The organism is Haliscomenobacter sp. (assembly GCF_033763495.1).
In the GTDB taxonomy this organism is placed as follows: Bacteria; Bacteroidota; Bacteroidia; order Chitinophagales; family Saprospiraceae; genus Haliscomenobacter.
Map to the genome: position 1 here is coordinate 18,539 of NZ_JANRKL010000037.1, position 17,539 is coordinate 36,077.

General features: G+C 47.9%; 10 protein-coding genes. 5 read left to right on the forward strand and 5 right to left on the reverse strand.

The genetic code is table 11. From position 1 onward, the window contains the following. Nucleotides 1–280: 280 nt before the first annotated feature. From SFV55_RS04645 to paaZ, 3 genes are all read right to left on the reverse strand, one after another. Complete coding sequence (locus SFV55_RS04645) at nucleotides 281–2,350, reverse strand: thiamine pyrophosphate-dependent enzyme (protein WP_320028299.1); 2,070 nt, start codon at nucleotides 2,348–2,350, stop codon at nucleotides 281–283. A 107-nt stretch (nucleotides 2,351–2,457) separates the two neighbouring features. Then, nucleotides 2,458–3,216 carry an enoyl-CoA hydratase/isomerase family protein gene (locus SFV55_RS04650; protein ID WP_320028300.1) on the reverse strand — a complete coding sequence of 253 codons (759 nt, stop codon included), beginning with the start codon at nucleotides 3,214–3,216 and terminating at the stop codon, nucleotides 2,458–2,460. Nucleotides 3,217–3,219: 3 nt separating this feature from the next. Then, the gene (paaZ, locus tag SFV55_RS04655; RefSeq protein ID WP_320028301.1) at nucleotides 3,220–5,274 is read right to left on the reverse strand and encodes a phenylacetic acid degradation bifunctional protein PaaZ; all 2,055 of its coding nucleotides are present in this window, start codon (nucleotides 5,272–5,274) and stop codon (nucleotides 3,220–3,222) included. 174 nt (nucleotides 5,275–5,448) lie between these two features. On the opposite strand from paaZ, the gene SFV55_RS04660 reads away from it, so the two are divergent. Next, a complete protein-coding gene (locus SFV55_RS04660) occupies nucleotides 5,449–6,357 on the forward strand; it encodes an alpha/beta hydrolase (RefSeq protein ID WP_320028302.1) in 909 nt (302 codons plus the stop codon). Between the two features lie 110 nt (nucleotides 6,358–6,467). Continuing rightward, nucleotides 6,468–8,537: a S9 family peptidase gene (locus SFV55_RS04665; RefSeq protein WP_320028303.1), complete on the forward strand. Its 2,070-nt coding sequence runs from the start codon at nucleotides 6,468–6,470 to the stop codon at nucleotides 8,535–8,537. 5 nt (nucleotides 8,538–8,542) lie between these two features. Here the strand turns inward: SFV55_RS04665 and SFV55_RS04670 are convergent, their stop codons facing one another. Next, nucleotides 8,543–9,145, reverse strand: coding sequence for a Uma2 family endonuclease (locus SFV55_RS04670; protein WP_320028304.1), 603 nt, complete (start codon nucleotides 9,143–9,145; stop codon nucleotides 8,543–8,545). A gap of 114 nt (nucleotides 9,146–9,259) precedes the next feature. On the opposite strand from SFV55_RS04670, the gene SFV55_RS04675 reads away from it, so the two are divergent. Further along, nucleotides 9,260–10,303, forward strand: coding sequence for a PmoA family protein (locus SFV55_RS04675; RefSeq protein WP_320028305.1), 1,044 nt, complete (start codon nucleotides 9,260–9,262; stop codon nucleotides 10,301–10,303). Between the two features lie 71 nt (nucleotides 10,304–10,374). On the opposite strand, the gene SFV55_RS04680 is transcribed toward SFV55_RS04675, so the two are convergent. Next, a complete protein-coding gene (locus tag SFV55_RS04680; protein WP_320028306.1) occupies nucleotides 10,375–11,451 on the reverse strand; it encodes a trypsin-like peptidase domain-containing protein in 1,077 nt (358 codons plus the stop codon). Nucleotides 11,452–11,824: 373 nt separating this feature from the next. Here SFV55_RS04680 and SFV55_RS04685 point away from each other — a divergent pair, with 373 nt between their 5' ends. After that, a complete protein-coding gene (locus tag SFV55_RS04685; RefSeq protein ID WP_320028307.1) occupies nucleotides 11,825–12,595 on the forward strand; it encodes a TerC family protein in 771 nt (256 codons plus the stop codon). A 255-nt stretch (nucleotides 12,596–12,850) separates the two neighbouring features. Then, the gene (locus tag SFV55_RS04690) at nucleotides 12,851–17,371 is read left to right on the forward strand and encodes a T9SS type A sorting domain-containing protein (protein ID WP_320028308.1); all 4,521 of its coding nucleotides are present in this window, start codon (nucleotides 12,851–12,853) and stop codon (nucleotides 17,369–17,371) included. Nucleotides 17,372–17,539: the final 168 nt, after the last annotated feature.

Below are 17,539 nucleotides of genomic sequence, written 5' to 3' on the forward strand. Positions count from 1 at the left end.
GGTGGATGAAGGTATTATTCATTGGATTTGTAATTGGTTCATGTCTATAAGGGAATCGTCCATTCGTCGGACTAGCCCTGAAGGGGCGGCATCTCTGAAGAATGGGCACAGCCCGTTCTAATAACCACCACATCGTTCATTAACTAGCCCTGAAGGGGCGGCATCTCTTGGTCGGATGATGTCGCCCCTTCAGGGCTATAGAGAAGTTTGATCATTCTTGTGTGTCGAAAGGGCGCTGCCCATTCTTCAGAGATGTCGCCCCTTCAGGGCTAATTGTGGCTCAATACCCCAACACTTTACCCATCTCCCCAGCCACTTTCTCCGCACTCAACAACATCTCCCGTTCCAGCACTTCACTCAACGGAATCGCCGGAACATTCGCTGCCCCGATCGTCACCACTGGCGCATCCAAAAACTTAAAGCAGTTCTGCTGAATCCGTGCAGCGATGCTTTGGGCAAAGCTACAATTTACGGGTTCTTCGGTAATCACCAGCACCCGGCCGTGTTTTTTAGCCCCAGTATAAATCGCCTCCTCATCCAGTGGAGCAATGCTCCGCAAATCGAGGATTTCGATGCGGCCTGGGTAACTTTTGGCCGCGTTCAAAGCCCAGTGCACACCCATGCCGTAAGTGACTACAAAAAGCGTATTGTTTGAAGCGCTGGCTTCCAGGGCCAATCGGGCTTTACCCAGTGGCACCATGTATTCTGCATCCGGCTCAATGACTTTAGCCGCTTCGGTGCCTTTTACTTTAGACCAGTACAAGCCCTTGTGTTCCAGTACGATGACCGGATTTGGGTCATGGTAAGCCGCTTTCATCAAGCCCTTCATGTCGGCACCATTGCTGGGGTAGGCAATCTTAATGCCTCGGATGTTGCTCAGCACCGATTCGACGCTGGAGCTATGGTAGGGCCCGCCGCTGCCATAAGCACCCACCGGAATGCGAATCACACAACTCACTGGCCATTTGCCATTGGAGAGGTAACAGGAGCGACTGACTTCGGTGAACAATTGGTTGAGCCCTGGCCAGATGTAATCGGCGAATTGGACTTCCACGATAGGTTTGAGTCCCAAAGCCGACATGCCAACCGTGCTCCCCACAATGAAGGCTTCCTGAATGGGCGTGTTGAATACGCGTTCTTTGCCAAATTTTTGGGCCAAGGTGGCCGCTTCGCGGAACACGCCACCCAGGCGCATGCCTACGTCTTGCCCGTACAGGAGGCATGCGGGGTATTTTTGCAGCAGTTCCTCTACTGCGTGTAGGGCACAGTCCACCATCAGGCTTTCTTCGCCCTGGGCGGGTTGGCGTTGGCCTTTTTCCGAAGTGACTGGAGTGGGGGCAAAATCGTGCAAATACAATTCACCAGGTGCGGGATCTTCTGCTTCCTGGGCCGCTGCAAAATCTGCCCGGACTTGTGCCTGAGCTCGTTGATGGATGCTTTCTAATTCATCTTCACTCGCCACGCCCTCTTCCAGCAGGTGCTTCCAAAACAAAGGGAAAGGATCACGAGTGAGATGGTAATCCATATCGTCGCGGTACCATTCCTTGCGCACACCGGAGGTATGGTGACTCAGGAGGGGCACTTCTGCGTGCACCAAAAAAGGCCGCCGTTCTTTGCGGATCGTATCGATGACTTCCCTCAGGGTTTCGTAACATTCAAAAAAGTCGTTGCCTCCAATGCTACGGGTTTCCAGGCCTTTGAATCCGGCTGCGTATTCAGCCGCGCTTTGGGCGCGCACCTCGGCGGCACTAGCAGAAATGTCCCAGCCATTGTCTTGCACCAGATAAAGGATCGGCAGTTTTTTCAACACCGCCATTTGCATGGCTTCCGACACCTCGCCTTCAGTCATGGAGGCATCGCCGAGCGAACAGACGACGATGGGTTTATCAACCAGATATTCTTTGGTCAAAGCGCGGGATTCCTTGTACCAAAAACCCAAGGCTACCCCTGTGGCCGGAATGGCTTGCATACCCGTGGCGGAGGATTGATGCGGAATTTTGGGCTTGTCGGCATCCCTCAGACTGGGGTGGGAGTAATAAGTACGCCCGCCAGAAAAAGGATCGTCGCGTTTAGCCAACAATTGTAGCATCAAATCATAAGGCCGCATCCCGATGCTCAACAACATGGCATCGTCCCGATAATAAGGAAACAAATAATCCTGAGGCAACATTTGCATGCCCAAGGCCAATTGCACGGCTTCGTGCCCACGGGAGGTGGCGTGGACGTATTTGGACACCAGCTTGAAGTTTTCTTCGTACAAGTCTGACATACTTTTGGCGGTAGCCATCAGACGAAAGGCTTCAAGCAGGGTTTTGGACGGAATGGATAATTTGGTTTTAATAATGGTCATGGTTTAAGGGTGTAGTTGAGGAGTTGAGAAGTTGAGGAGTTTAGATAGACACTTTGGCTCCGCGCAGCGACCGATCTAAACTCCTCAACTTCTCAAATCCACAACTCCTATTTTTTTATTGCTCGTTTAGCATATTCTGTCAATACCAATCTGCCACTAATGGCAGCCCGTTCTTCCAAAAATTGATCCCAATGGCTGGTTCCTTCCCAAAAAATCGCTTTCAACTCGCGCATGGCTTCGGGGCTGGATTGGGCCAGATTCTGCGCCAGAGCATGGATGCCTTGGTCCAGTTCTGCAATGCTGGGATAAACATTGGCGAACAAGCCACGTTCCATGGCCCAATGGGCGGAGTACCATTCCGTGGCGTTGATGGCCATTTGGGAAAAAGCCGAGGTGCCGATTTTGCGTTCTACTGCAGGCCCAACCACAAATGGGCCGATGCCTACGGCCAGTTCGCTTAGTTTGACTGCCGCATCCTGGGTAGCCAGGCAGTAGTCACAAGCCGCGGCAAGGCCAACGCCACCGCCGACCGCTTTGCCCTGGATGCGCCCGATCACCAGTTTGGGACTTTTGCGCAAGGCATTGATGACTTTAGCAAAACCCGTGAAAAATCGTTTCCCTGTGGCAAAATCTTCAATGGCCGCCAATTCATCAAAGCTGGCTCCTGCACAAAACGTACGGTCACCCGCACTTTTCAGGATGATGACTTTTGCTGCAGGGTCCTGACTGGCTTGTTCAATGGTTTCGCTCAGTATTTGCAGCAGGGGACTAGGCATGGAGTTGTGGGTGGGGTGATGAAAACTGATGACCCCAATTCCATTTTCGACATGATAGCCCACCTGGCCGGATTGAATCGTTGTTGACATACGCTACGCAATGCTTGTTTTTTTCCTGACCATCGTGAGAATAGTGGCAATGGCCACCGTCTCATTCGTTTGGTCAAATACTTCTACCAACCATTTAACGATTCCTTTGGGCACATCGTTCTCATCGCGTTGCTCTTGGGCGATTTTTTCTTTTACAGTAAGGCGCACCCCGATGGTCATGCCGGGATAAACGGGTTTGGTGAAGCGGCATTCTTCCAGGCCATAATTGAGCAAAACCGGTCCTTTGCGCGGTTCTACAAACATCCCTGCCGCTTTGGAAAGGATCCAATACCCGTGGGCAACCCGGCGCTCAAAAGGAGTTCCCTCCAGCGCAGTTTCGTCCACGTGGGCATAAAAATGATCCCCGGTCAGGTTGGCAAAATTGATGATGTCGCTTTCGGTAACCGTGTGTTTATGGGTACTCAGGGTTTCGCCAATTTGCAAGTCTTCGAAGTATTTGCGGAAAGGATGAATTTCGGCCTCGGGTTGAGCGCCCCCTACCTGGTACACTTCGGTGATTTGGCTCAACATACTCGGATGCCCCTGAATGGCGGTGCGTTGCAGGTAGTGTTTAATGCCCCGCAAACCGCCCAGTTCTTCACCCCCACCAGCCCGGCCCGGACCACCGTGCGACAACAAGGGCATGGGTGAACCATGACCAGTGCTTTCCTTCGCACTGGCCTCATTGAGGATCAGGATGCGCCCGTGATAGGGGGCTGCTTCCATGACGTACTCCTGCGCAAAACGAGGATCGGCCGTGGCAATGGTGCTGACAAGTGAGCCTTTGCCCAGATTGACCAATTCAATGGCCTCTTCCAGATCGTGGTATGGCATCAAGGTGCTGACTGGGCCAAAAGCTTCAATGTTGTGGGTGTTGGTGTATTTCGAGGGTTGATCATTGCGCAGGAGGATAGGGGCGAAAAATGCACCTTTGGCTTTGTCGGCACCAAGTACTTCAAATTGTTCCAGGTTGCCAAAGGCCAGACTGGAATGCTGGAGTAATTTTTCCACTTGTTGGGAAACTTCCTGTTGTTGGACTTTGCTGACCAAGGCACCCATACGCACTCCTTCGGTACGAGGGTCGCCAAGTGTAGTTTGTGCCAGCATTTTGGACAAGCCATTTTGTACGGCGTCAATTCGATTTTCAGGTACAAAAATACGGCGGATAGCCGTGCACTTTTGCCCGGTTTTAGCCGTCATTTCGCGGCGAATTTCTTTGAGGAAGAGCTCAAAATCCGGGCTACTCGGTTCTACATCCGGGCCCAACACGATAGCGTTGAGGCTATCTGCCTCCATGTTGAAAGGTACGCTAGCCTGAATGATGCTGGGCAAAGCCCGCAATTGTTGGCCAGTAGCTGCCGAACCGGTGAAGGTGACCACATCCTGCTCACACAAGTCATCAAGAATACCTATCCCGCTGCCACAAACCAATTGTAGTGCCCCTGCTGGCAAAATGCCCGAGGCAATGATGTCGCGCACCACGATTTCACTCAGATACGAAGTGACTTCGGAGGGTTTGACTACTGCGGGCATGCCTGCCAACAAATTGGCAGACAATTTTTCCAGCATGCCCCAAATGGGAAAATTAAAAGCATTGATGTGGATGGCTACCCCGTGCTTGGGGACCATGAGGTGATGGCCGATAAAACTGCCTTCTTTTGACAATTTGGCGGCTTCGCCATCCAGGTACCAGCGGGTATCGGGCAACTTGCGCCGCAGGCTAGCGTAGGCAAAGAGGGTACCAATGCCCCCATCGATGTCGATCCAGCTATCCGCCCGGGTGGCACCGCTGCGGTAGCTTAAAGTGTAGTACTTTTCCTTTTGCTCATTGAGGAACAAGGCCAGGGCCTTGAGCATCCGCCCGCGCTCCTGAAAGCTCATTTTGCGCAAGGCTGGTCCACCCACTTTGCAGGCGTAGTGGAGGATGGCACTGTAATCCAACCCTTCACTCCCGCAAGTACCAATGAGTGTACCATCGATGGCGTCAAATTGAGGGATACCCTCTCCATCATGGGGTACCCAGGCTCCCAGTAAGTAATTGTGGAGCTTGGTAGACATGTTTTGGTTCTATTTGGTCAAAGACTGAGCAATACGAATGAATGTTCGTTTGCAAAGGTAAAAGATTTTTAAACTAAGACATAATTAATTTGTGTTTTGCCATGAGCTTTCCTGCCGAAGATTGTATTTTACCTTTAATTTCAGACAAAACCATGCATTTAAACCACCTGCATCATGCTAAAGATCTTTCAAATTGGAATTTTGCTCAACTTAATCTGTGTTATGTCCAATGCACAAACACCCTCTGAAATTCCACTTTATCCAGGCTCCATTCCCAATTCCAAACCCACAGCGGCAAAGGAAAGAGTTGACAAACGGCCCAATGGTACCCGGTTTGTTTTCGGTACCGTTGAGCCCACCTTAACAGTATATGTTCCTCAAAAACCAAATGGGCAAGGCGTCGTAATTTGCCCTGGAGGCGGCTACTCGGGCACCGCCATTGATCATGAAGGGTTCGATGTGGCCAAAGCTTTTAATGCCATCGGAGTGGCTGCTTTTGTGCTAAAATACCGTATGCCGCTGGATACTTCCTGTATTGACAAAAGTATTGCGCCGCTCCAGGACGCTCAACAAGCCATTCGACTGGTGCGCAACAATGCGGCTAAGTGGAAGGTTAATCCGCGCAAAGTAGGGATCATGGGCTTTTCGGCAGGCGGACACCTAGCCTCCACTGCAGCTACCCATTTTTATGAAAATGCTGACCCTACCGAAAAAGACACCACCAGTGTGCGGCCTGATTTTGCCATTTTGATTTATCCAGTCATTAGTCTCAGTTACGAGTTGGCACACGGGGGCTCTCGGAATAATTTGCTGGGGGTAAAACATACCACAGCCCAACAGTTCAAATTTTCCAATGAACTACAGGTAACTGCACTCACGCCACCAAGTTTTTTGGTGCATTCAGCAGATGATGGCACGGTAAAAGTGGACAACAGTATCGCTTTTTATCAGGCTTGCAACAAGTTCAAAATCCCGGTGGAAATGCACCTGTATCCCAAGGGTGGGCACGGCTACGGTATGAACAACCCAACGACAACGGATAAGTGGTTTGATCGACTGGGGAACTGGATGAAAAGTTTATAATTTTTGGTTGAGGAGTTTAGAAGTTGAGGGCGGTAGCGTCCAAGTGGCTGCGGTAGCCTTAACTTCTCAACCCCTCAACTCCTCAACTTTAATCATAAATCCGACTGACAATGAAAATGCCTATTTTACCCATCTTCCTATTGGCGCTTTGTAGTGTTTTATCCAATAAAGTTGTGGCCCAAAAAGGAGCCAGCACCAGCTTTGAGCAAGTAATCGCGCTGCGCAATGTGGGCACGCCGCTTCTTTCGCCTGATGGCCAACACATTCTTTATACCGTGACCAGCACTGATTGGAAGGAAAACGGTTATGACACTGAAATCTGGCTGGCGCGAAATGGGGAGGAACCTTTTCAACTGACCCGCAGTAATAAAAGCAGCAGCACCTCGCCGAAGTGGTCGCCCGATGGGAAATGGATTGCCTTCAGCAGCAGCCGTAACGACAAAAACCAAATCTTTGTGATTCGCCCCAATGGGGGTGAAGCGCAACAAGTGAGTTTTGAAGAGGATGGGATAGGTGGCTTTGAGTGGTCGCCGGATGGCAAACAATTTGCCCTGTTTAAACAAAATCCGGAGAGTAAGGAGGAAAAAAAACGCAAAGAACGCTTCGGTGGCTGGGCTGCGGATGACGCAGAATACCGCCTTTCGCACCTTTGGTTATTGGACTTTAAACCCGATCTGCTCCCCGCGCCGAGTGAAATGCCTTGCTACGAAGAGAAAAAAGATTCGAGTAAAAAAAGTGATTGCATCAATTACCCCAAAGCAGTGCGCCTCACCGAAGGCCCCTTTACCATCAGCAATTTTGATTGGTCGCCCGATGGAAAGATGATCGCTTACACGAGGCAACCCAATCCATTGATCAATTTTTCCTTGTATTCTGATATTGAGGTGATAGAGGTGGCGAGTAAAAAAGTGGTATTCAGTGTGAAAAACCCATCCGTGGACAACTTTGCGGCCTGGTCGCCAGATTCCAAAAAGATTTTGTACACCAGTAGTCTGAATGACACCACTGCTTATTATTACAAAAACGACCAGGTGCTGGTTTCCGATTTGCAGGGAGGAAAACCCAATCAGCTGGCCCAGTACTTTGATGAAGACATCAGTGGATTGAGCTGGAATACGGAGGGTGTCTTTTTTACTGCCTTTCAGGGGGCCAAAAGGTGGCTCTTCCGGCTTGATCCTATCAGCGGTCAATACAAAGCCTTGATCAGTGGGAATGAGATAGTTTTAGGCGGCTACAGTTTTTCCAAAGATGGCAAAACTCTGGCTTACAGCAGCTCCAGTGCTACCACCCTCAGTGAAATTTTCAAAACGCCTGCTGCGATCCTCAAACCGGTGCAAATCACCCAGATGAGCAAACAAATTGCAGGCTGGAAAACTGCGGTGAGTGAAGTGATTCGTTGGAAAAGCAAAGACGGAGCCGAAATTGAAGGCGTACTTCACAAACCTCAAAACTACGACCCTGCTAAAAAATATCCACTTCTGGTGATGATTCACGGTGGCCCTACGGGCATCGACTTGCCCCAGCCAGTACCCGGTAGTGTTTATCCAGTGATTCAATGGCTGGAAAAGGGAGCCCTGGTATTGCGGGTGAATTATCGGGGCTCAGCTGGGTATGGCGAAAAATTCCGCTCCCTCAATGTGCGCAACCTGGGGGTAGGCGATATGTGGGATGTGATGTCTGGGGTAGATCACCTCGTTGGTAAAGGGATAGTGGACGAAAACCGCATGGGTTGTATGGGCTGGAGCCAGGGTGGTTACATCTCGGCATTCTTGACCACCAATACCGACCGCTTCAAAGCGATTTCAGTTGGAGCGGGTATTTCCAACTGGATGACCTACTACGTCAACACCGATATCCACCCCTTTACACGCCAATACCTGCAAGCTACGCCCTGGAGCGATCCCGAGATTTACCAAAAAACCTCGCCGATGACGAACATCAGGAATGCCAAAACACCAACTTTGATTCAGCACGGGGAGTTTGATCGGAGGGTGCCTATCGCGAATGCGTATGAGTTATTACAAGGCTTACAAGACAATCGGGTTCCGGCAAGATTAGTGGTGTACAAAGGTTTTGGCCACGGTATCACTAAGCCTAAGGAAAGACTGGCGGCCATGTGGCACAACTGGGAGTGGTTCAATAAATATTTGTGGGGGGAAGATGTGGTGATGGGGGAGTAGGCGCTCTAAGGTAAATTAACCCCTGCATACACCGCCTCCAACTTCACCACACACTCCAAAATCTCAACTGCATCCTCGGCTTTATCCGCATAAGCGTATTCCCATTCTCGTTCACTTTTGCGCCGATAACTGTGGATGCTCCGTACATCTTGTTGCACCATCACATACTGTTGCAAATAAGGAATACTACGGTAACACATCCATTTGTCGATGCGGTCTTGTTGTTCAGTACTATTCGATAATATCTCTATGATGGCGGTTGGATTGATTGTGGCCTTCATTTTCTTTTTGTATTGGAAAAACTCTTGTTCGCCACAAACGATCACCAGGTCAGGATAGAACACTTTATTACAACTAGGAACATAAACCATCCGATCCGCTGAATACCGCTTGCAACCTTTGGCATTCAAACAAGTAGCAAGGGTGTCGGAAAGATTGGTCTGGATTTCTCCATGTTCAGGAGAAGTATAAGACATGGCTCGGATGAATCCATTCCAATATTCATGTCGATGCTCAGCCTTAAGTTCAAATTCAAAATACTCCTCAAGGCTGTATTGCTTATTGGGATCGGAATCAAAAGGCGAAATGGATTGAGCTTGTCCTTTCATTTCAATACATTTTACACAAATATCGTTGAAAAAAACGAACCGTGCAAACGCCTAAAATCTTTACCTTGCCGTACAGGTTTTATGCATTCCGCTCGTCTTTTCAAAAACAAAACAATGAAAAATAGTCTTGCCCAATGGCTTGTTACCCTCTGCTGCCTAACGACCATGACTCAAATCTCTGCTCAAAAAGTAAACGTCGTCTCTAAGCCAGGCGAACGCAAAGTTGACATTTTGGTAGATGGAAAACCCTTTACTTCCTACATCTATCCCAGTGATTCTTTGCTCAAAAAGCCAGTGCTTTTCCCCGTATACACCCCCCAAGGTACGATGGTAACCCGCGGTTATCCTATGATGCCCCGCGCTGGTGAACGGGTGGATCACCCCCACCACGTTGGCATCTGGCTCAATTATGAATCGGTCAATGGCAATGATTTTTGGAACAATTCCACAGCCATCAAAGACCGCTCCAAATACGGCACCATCAAACACAAAGCGATACTCAAAACCAAAAGTGGCAAGGGTAAAGGCGCTCTTGCGGTGAGTGCCGATTGGTACTTGTCGGATGGCAAGGGCAAACACGTATTGGTTGAAAAAACGGATTTCGACTTTTACGCCCGCCAAAACCTGCGCATCATCGACCGCAGTACTACCCTCACTGCTCAGGGCGATACCGTTCATTTTAAAGATGTAAAAGACGGTTTTTTTGCCATCCGCCTGGCCCGTGAATTGGAGCATCCTTCCAACGGAGCCGATAATTTTGTAGATGCCAACGGGATTGTAACCCGAGTGGAAAAAATGGACAACACCAACATCACTGGAAATTACCGCAGCAGTGAGGGCATCGAAGGCGAAAAGGTGTGGAGCACCCGGGGCAAATGGGTGAACCTCAGTGGCCGCATTGGCAACGAAAACATTGCCGTATGTATCATCGATCATCCCCGAAACCTGAAATATCCGACTTACTGGCATGCACGGGGTTATGGTCTGTTTGCGGCCAACCCGCTGGGTGCCAAGATTTTTTCAAACGGCAAAGATGCACTCAACCTCAAATTGGCACCAGGACAATCAGTGACCTTTAAGTACCGGGTGGTGGTAGCTACCGGGAAATTGAGCGATGAGGAGATCAATGGATTGGCGAAGGAATTTGGTGGGAAGTGATATTTGATTTCGGATGTGGGATTTCGGATCTCGGAGCCGCCGAAATCCCACATCCGAAATCCGAAATCATTTCACTCTGCTCGCCATACAGCACCATACTCCTCAACTAAAACATTGTCATAGTGATCCGCTTGTTCAAACAGATTTTGAAACATCTTGAGACCCGTTTCAACATTCAAATACCGATCATGGATGATCAGCGAAAGGATGATGGCCTGGTCTTTGATACTCAACGCAAGTCCTTCCAGGATATAATTTTGGCGCAATAAAAATTCGTAGAGCGGCTTGATGTTGGTTTTGGGCAAGGAACAGAGGTAGGCATCGCCCGTAATGATGCCGTTGCCTTCGTGGTAGTGGATGTTGATTTTGGCACTGCCCTGGGTGATGGTCCAACAATTGGGGCCAGAACGGGAAAGAGGTGCCTGGTGTCCAGCTAGTTCGATCATTTCTTCCAAAGTGGCAGCCACGCCCATCGGCTCAAATTCTTCAACACCATCCGGCAAACTCAACTTGGCCCCACAATGGGGGCAATACTGCCCTTCAATGGTCGACTTGAATACGCCATTGCTACAGGAATGACAACGTACACCCAATTGGCCATTCCCTTTTTGAAACTCAGCCAAGGCCTCCGCCAGGTGTTGCACCGGTAAGCTGATCCCTATGCTGTTGCCATCTTTAACCTTAAAGGTATTGACCCCCACTACTTCCCCTTTTTCGTTGATCAAAGGACCACCGCTGTTGCCCGGGTTAAGCGCGGCATCGTGCTGGATGTACAAAATCTGTTCAATTTCATGCCGTGTATTGGATACAATGCCCTGGCTTGCCGAATATTTGAACCCAAAAGGATGGCCCACGGCAACTACAGTATCACCTTGGCGAACAGGACTATCCACGCCCAGTTTGATGCTCGGCGTTTCGGTAGCTGGAGCCGCAACAAAGGCCAGATCGTGCCGTTCATCAATGAACAAAACCTTGGCCAATTGTTTGGGGAAATGGGTGCCATTGATTACAACTTCCCGGTTGTCGCGTACAATGTGTTCATTGGTGACAATGATGCCAGCATCACGCAAATAGAACCCGGTGCCAATGAAGTAAGGTGTGGCGATTTCAATTACAACGGAATGATATAGGTCGATGGCGTTTTGCATGGTGATGCTTGGTAACGTAGAAAAATTAACTTCTTTGAATAGCAAGTTGAATGCTCCATTTTAAGATGGCTTCCTATTCAAAAGTCTCCCAAAAATCGGGAAGTAATTTTTTGCGTCATACTTAATGTAGTTTGCGGCTGAAAGATAGTGAATCGCGAATTTAATATCTGCGTTTTTATTTCTTTCTCGTTCCTAAGCTGTTTGTTTTTTAGGCCAGGGGGCTATCTTTGCACTTTTAGTAGTGGGGCAAAAATAAGTATTCATTTTTTCTGAGTCAAAGGATTAGATAAGCCACTTAAAATGAATCGTTCACTTATCTAATCCTTTGACAAAATGAATCACTTATTTTTTTCGCCCCTTAAAACCATACTGCATGACCGAATTTTTACAATACATCTTTGGTTCAGACATCCAAGCTGGCCTTCTCGTGGTGTTAAACCTCATCATCATTGAGAGCTTGCTTTCGGTAGATAATGCCGCGGTGTTAGCCACAATGGTCATGGATCTACCGGCTCATCAACGTAGCCGGGCACTGCGCTATGGCATCATTGGTGCTTATGTATTCAGAGGTCTGTGCTTGATTTTTGCAGCATGGCTGGTTCAAATTTGGTGGTTAAAGCCAGTAGGAGGTATGTATCTTTTGTACCTGACTTACAGTTATTTCAAAGGGAAATCTACTCCAGACGACCCCTCGGACGACTATGTCGATAAAAAAGCCAATTGGTTGTACCGTGCTACTTTGGGGTCACTCGGACAATTTTGGGCCACAGTAGCTTTGGTGGAATTGATGGATCTGGCGTTTTCAATTGACAATGTATTTGCAGCGGTAGCTTTTACCGATCGTATTCAATTGATTGTAATAGGCGTTTTTATCGGTATTTTGGCGATGCGTTTTGTAGCGCAGGGCTTTGTGGGCTTGATGGAACGTTTCCCTTTTTTGGAGACCATCGCCTTTGTGGTGATTGGTATTCTGGGCTTAAAATTGACCTTGTCAGCAGTTAATCATTATTTCCCTGAATCAACTATGGCTATCCTTACCGAAGGAGAGACCGCCGACCTGTACACATCCATCTTAACGGTGGCTTTGTTTGTTTTGCCACTGGCTAGCGCCTATTTTTTCAACTGGCCTGAGCGGAGAAAATAATTTGCAAAATAGCGGGGATTTGACTACTCTAATTTTGGTATTTACACTGACTTGCGCTTGTTTTTGTCAAATTGTGACTATCTTTAACTGTTTTTTTGGCAAATCATTGATCTCATGAAAAAGTGGTTCCCGAAGCTGTTAAATGCAGCTCAAGTATCATTGTATGGAATTAGCTTCCTACTTCTCCTTCCCTTCTTGTTGCAGCACACTTGGGTGAAAAAACAACCGGGTGTTAGTACTGTTGCACCAAAATCCGTGCCAAAGATTGAAATTGCACAAAAAAATACCTTCGAAGGTATTGCTTGTCTTGATGAAGTCAAGGTGACTCTGGGTGCGAATTGTATGTTTGAGGTAACGCCCGAATTGCTTGCAGAATTCAATCCCCATGATTGTAAACCTGAAGGCATGGAGTTATTGATTACCGACAAAAGTGGTAAACCAGTAACCAAAAACCGATTAACTGGTGAACACGCTGGGCAACGCCTCAAGTATTTTTTGAGCCACCCCATCTGTAATCCCGAAGGCTGTTGGGGGATCATTGCCGTTGAAGACAAAAACATGCCCCGGATAGACATCACGCAGTTTGATGCAACTCCGGTCATTTGTAGTAAGATAGAAACCATTCTGAACAACCCCAAAACCATTGGTTATACCACCAGAACCAGTAGCCCGCGCCAACTGATTCCAGGCACGCTTTTAAATTACTCTGAGGTAGAAGACAATGTGCCCAACCTGGGTATCGTAAAATTTGCCAACTGTGATCCTGAGTGCCCGCTTACCATCAAATGGAGTGACCGGCTCATCGTGTATGGCTGTGATTCTTTGGCCAAAAATGGGCTCTACGCGCGGATTTTCCGTACCTGGGTTGCTACCAATTGTCAGGGAAAGTTCATCGATACGGTTCAAATCATCAATGTTTGTCGTCCGCCTGTTTCTGATTTTTATTTTAATGGACGGGATACGCTGGGTTACGACAGAGTTGTAACCTATGCTTCTTGCTCGCCCGATAAAGCCTTGATTCGGCGCATTGATGTTACCCCATTCGCAACAAAAACACGGGGTTTGTCCGGAACGGTAACCGACACCCTATTTCTGGATAGACAACCCTGTAGTTACTCTATGCAGATCAAGGATCAGGAGTTTCCCGTTTGTGATGGGCGGGGTTTAAAGATTGACCGCCAGATTTACATTTTTGATTGGTGTGGTGGTGGTATAGTGGATACCTTTAATGTTTTGATCAAAATTGGAGATTTTGAAGCGCCAAAAATCAGCAAGCCGCATCACCCTGTTGAATTGTCTACCGGGCCGATCAATTGTGAGGCATCCATCCCTTTGACTGTTAAAGGGCTAAAAGAAGCGATTGGTGTTGATGTGTTCGACAATTGTTTTTTGTCCAACCTGAGTGTTAAAGTCAAGAGTGAAGATTTATACACCAAAGGATTTCTCATCGCAACCAAAGGCCCGGATGAACCCTGGTTTGAAACCCCTTATCCAATTACCAACGGTGTTCTTGGTGGCCTCAATCCTGGCCGCCATTGGGTGATCATTGATGCCTTTGATGCTTGTTACAATAGAGTGAAAGATTCCATAAGGATTACGGTAGCGGACCGGATTTCGCCGATTATGGTAATCAACGATGAACTGCATGTTGCGCTAAGCAATGGCCTCAATAGCATCCGGGGATATGCGAGGGTTTGTATAGGTGATGTAAATGAAGGCTCCTCCGACAATTGTAACCTGAAATGGATGAAAGTGCGGCGGAATGTCCCACAGGCTTGTATTGAATCCTTTATCGGCAAAGGTTACGACAGCAACAACAACGGAGTTCTTGATCCACTCCCTGCTGATGGTGACTGGACGAAAGCCGATGGATTTGACCAAGATGGGGATGGCGAACTGGCTAGCTTTGGGGAAACCTTTGTGCTTTCTGATGATGGAAAACTGCTTACTCCCTTGATGGCTTGTGTTGATTTTTTCTGTTGTGATTTGGCGGCAAAAGTGACCATTGAACTGTGGGGAGAAGACAATAGCGGCAATCGGAATTTTGCTTGGACTGAAATTTTGCTGGAAGATAAAATTTCTCCACGCTGTTCAGCCCCTTATGACGCAACAATTTTTTGCACAGATGAATGTATTAAATCAATAGATAATCGAGCTGCGGCTAACGGTTGCTTCGGAGATGTGGTTGTATTGAGCGGAAATGACTGCGAGAATATTGATACTACTTACAAGGTTATTAAAAAACTGAAATGTGGAGTTGGCACTATTGAGCGGATTTGGACCATTACCAAACAGTCTTCCAAAGGGCCAATGTCGACCACCTGCACACAAATCATCAAAGTTCTGCCTTTGCACGAATACAATATTTGTTTTCCAAAAGATGCGGATCAAAAAACCTGTGCCCAGCCACTGGTCGATAGTTTGATCAGAGATGAGTTAGCTTGTGACTTGCTTACCGTCAATGTGATTGATAAGCGTTACGATGCTTCAGATAGTGAATGTTACAAAATCTTCCGCACGTTTACCGTACTGAACTGGTGTGCTTATGATGACCGTTGTGGCGACCCGATGAGTGTTGGTAATGTATATTTGGTAGATCGAGCGATCTTTAACAATTATGGCAAAGAACCTATTTACGTTTTGGTAAGAGATAAAGATCGGGATCAAACAGAAGAATTTTGGTTGTCCCAAAATTTAATTCCGGCCGAAAAAAATATTGATACATCTTTTACCCCAGCCTTTTGCCCTAATGCTTACGTAGGAAGTGAGCTGGGCCGGCCCATTGGCGAATTTTTCCACTCTTATATGTACACCCAAATCATCAAGGTTTATGATGAAGAAAGGCCTTTGGTGAACATTCCCAAGTTGGACAAAATCCCGACCCGCCAAACGGATTGCCAAGCGGACGCGATCATCAATTTCACTGCGAAAGACAATTGTACAGATAAAGTAGAATTGGAACGGGCGCAATTGATGGTAGCTCCTTTCCAAACGCTCGATCCTGGCCTGATGATTCCTTACGTCACACCGCGCTGGAATATTCGCGAGAGTGCTGGCAACGCTTATCAGGTGACCATCCGCGATCTGCCCGAGGGCAAACACGACTTGATTGTTGTTGTTCGGGACGAGTGTGGTAACCTGAGCTTGCCAACCCGAATTCCATTTGAAATCCAGGACATGAAAGGACCAGCGCCAATTTGCACCAATGGCTTGAGTACCGATCTGATGCCCGATGGAAACGGTGGCGGGATGATTTCGGTTTGGGCTACGGATTTTGTTGCATCCAAAATTTACGATTGCAATGGGCAAGGCCCTGAAACCCAAAACGGCCTTAAACTGGTGACCAAATACTCCATCAACCGGGTAGGGGAGACACCTAACGCTAAACAAACCGGACTAAATTTGACCTGTGCCGATGCGGGTGTTACCATTAATGTAGAAATCCATGCCTGGGACGAAGCCGGGAACCACGATTTTTGCGTGACCTATCTCCTGGTACAAGACAATCGCAAGGTATGTCCGGTTGGCGCGAGTTATACGGGCGAAATCAGTGGCTTGATCACTACTCCGGATGCTGAACCACTTTCAGGCATCAATGTACAAGTGAGTGGAAATGCCAATCAAAGTCAGAATTCGGATGCCACGGGTAAATTCAACTTTTCCAAATTGCAATTGGGGGCCGATTATACCATTACGCCACAGTACGAAAAGGCTTATTTAAATGGGGTGTCTACGCTGGATTTGGTGCAAATTCAAAAACATATACTGGGAAGCCAGTTGTTCAAGGATCCCTTCCAAATCATTGCCGCTGATGTGAACAACTCCCGAACCATCACCACCATCGATGTAATTTTGGTGCGCAAATTGATACTTGGTTTGGAAGAAAAATTTGCAGCTTCACCAAGCTGGCGCTTTATTCCGACATCTTACAAGTTCCCAAACCCAAGCAGCCCCTGGCAAGAGGAGTTCCCGCAGTTCATCAACGTCAACGACCTGAAGGACAAAACAAGCAGTGATTTTGTAGGAATAAAGATGGGGGATGTGAATGGAAGTGCTACGAAGAGCAGCGCAACCGCTGTTTCCTTGCGCAGTGGCCAGACCCTGCACATCAAGGCTGAACAACTCAACAAAACCCAACAAAACTTCATTGCGGGCGAAAGTTTGACCTTGGCTTTGAGTTCCACAGATTTAGCCTCGGTGCAAGGGTATCAATTCACCCTAAATTTTGATCCAAAGCTACTGGCATTGGAAAACCTAGAATACCGCAGCATCAAGGCGGAAAACCTTGGCGTTTTTGCTCGGGAAGGAGACATAACCCTGAGCTGGTTTGAAAATGGCAAGCAGCTTGCTTCGGATCCTACCTTATTGCTGCTTCATTTCAAAGCAAAAGCAGGAGGTAGCCTTCCAAATTCCTTCCAACTCAACGGTAAGCGTACTCCTGCCGAAGCCTATACGCATGGTGATGAAGTCATTGGTGTACAGTTGGATTGGGGCAATGCCAAAGTGAACTCAGCAGAACCCCTGCTGCAACAGAACACCCCCAATCCATTCAAGGAAGAAACGACAATTGAGTTTAGCCTGCCCAAGTCCACTCATGCTACCTTAAGTATTCGGGATGTGGCGGGGCGATTGTTGTGGTCAAACAGCAGTTTGTTCGCCAAAGGAAGCAATCGGATCAACATCAATGCAGAGACATTTAAGGGCAGTGGGGTGCTTTATTATACATTGGAAGCAGATGGCTTCACGGCTACCCGCAAGATGATAGTGCTGGAGTAATTGTTTTTTACCAAGTAAAACAAAGTGGGGAGAGAATGTACATTCGCTCCCCACTTTGTTTTTGTGGTTCCTAGGGTGTAGCTTGATCAGGGTACGGAAGAAGAGGGGGAAACAAAATTTATGATTCGAAAATACCCAAATTGTGTATTTTTACTGAACCATGTAGGA